This window comes from Alteromonas alvinellae (genome assembly GCF_902705805.1).
Genome location: NZ_CACSIH010000123.1, coordinates 1 through 1,516 on the forward strand (window position 1 = coordinate 1; position 1,516 = coordinate 1,516).

Below are 1,516 nucleotides of genomic sequence, written 5' to 3' on the forward strand. Positions count from 1 at the left end.
CACTAAAATAACTCCATAAAAATTTTATTATACTCTGTTCCTAAGTATTCAAACAAAGTGTGGTACAGCTTATACTCATTTGTTTCTGCTATTTTTTAACAGAGCGTAGCGAAAGCCCCCGTGCTGAATAGCGTCGACTGGGCAAAGTCTAGCCGAAACTGTCTAGTATTTGTGTTTTCAAGCTTTGGGCTACTTTAAAACAATTAATCGAGTAAGCCTTCTTCTTTTAGTGCTTTTTGAACTGAAGGACGTCTTGCTATTTTTTGCTGATATGTTACTAATTCTGGCCATTTAGCAAGGTCAAAACCAACCATTGGACACCAACTTAATACCGTAAATAAATACGCATCGGCTACACTAAATTGCTCACCTAAAAGGTAACTATCATCAGACAATTTAGGAGCAAGGACATCTAAACGACGAGAAAAATTGTTTTTAAATATTTCTTGGGTATCAGATGAAAATGCAGGATTAAATAATCCTCCCAGCCCCTTATGTAATTCAGTTGAAATTAAATTTAGTTGTTGCTGTAGTTGATAACGCTCAAATGTTCCATTAACAGGCGCTAGTTGTTTTTCAGGTACTTGATCAGCAAGGTATTGAATAATGGCAGGGCCTTCTAATAGAATTTTACCATTTTTAAGTTCAAGGGCAGGCACATAGCCAAAGGGATTTATTTTGTAAAAATCTTGTTTATTCTCTAGTGATTTTGTATTGAGATCTACACGAACAAGATCATATGTTAGCTCAGTCTCACACAACACGATATGGGTAGATAATGAACATGCTCCAGGGCTGTAATACAGTTTCATTAGGTGTACTCCTTTTATTGACAGTATTAACAATTTATTTTTAAATTAAATCATTGTAATAGATGTTGTTATTACTCAAGTTTCGGGGTTCAAAATAGACGAGGAAATAACAATAACCTAATGATTTAAAAGAAGTTGATGCCTCATTGTGGTAAAATACTTGTTAACTAGACAACGTAAAAAACCACAAGAGACATCGAATGAATTCTGCCACAAAGACCTTGAACTTACAATCATTAACCGCTGACTTATTGAGCCAAACAAACCTTAAAATAGATAACACCTTTAGCTCAACATGGAAAAGCATTGGTTTTAACATCATGTTACGCCAAGCTAAGTTTTCTAAGCGATCAGGTACGCCAGTAGGTGATATCACCTACCTTTTAATGCTCTGGGTTTGGCTTAAAGTAGACTCTGTAGCCATGTTTTCAAGGGATGCTTTATTAAGTTTTTCCGCGGCAAAAAAAGATGCGTTATATGACTTACTTAACCGTGAAGATGTAGATTGGCGAAAGCTACAATTATTGACCGCTAAAAAAGTCCTTAAGGCTAACAGTAAAAGCCGACTCTGTGCCTTTGTTATTGATGACACCGTAAAAACAAGATCTGGTAAAAAGATGCCCGGCGTATCGAGTCACTTTGACCACTTAACAGCTCGTTGCGTGATGGGGCAGCAAATAGGGGTTCTAGGGATTTTCCCCTCT

At 36.6% G+C, this 1,516-nt stretch carries 2 protein-coding genes; one reads left to right on the top strand and one right to left on the bottom strand.

The window, feature by feature from the left end; genetic code table 11:
• Positions 1–203: 203 nt before the first annotated feature.
• Positions 204–812, bottom strand: coding sequence for a glutathione transferase GstA (gene gstA / locus ACX5KA_RS09110; protein ID WP_013785981.1), 609 nt, complete (start codon positions 810–812; stop codon positions 204–206).
• A gap of 200 nt (positions 813–1,012) precedes the next feature.
• Between gstA and ACX5KA_RS09115 the strand changes: the two genes are divergently transcribed.
• Positions 1,013–1,516, top strand: a 504-nt coding sequence (locus ACX5KA_RS09115) for a transposase (protein ID WP_024024139.1), incomplete at its 3' end; no start/stop codon positions are given.

Excerpts from the sequence above, each read along its gene's own strand:
- gstA (WP_013785981.1), bottom strand. The coding sequence starts at position 812 with ATGAAACTGTATTACAGCCCTGGAGCATGTTCATTATCTACCCATATC.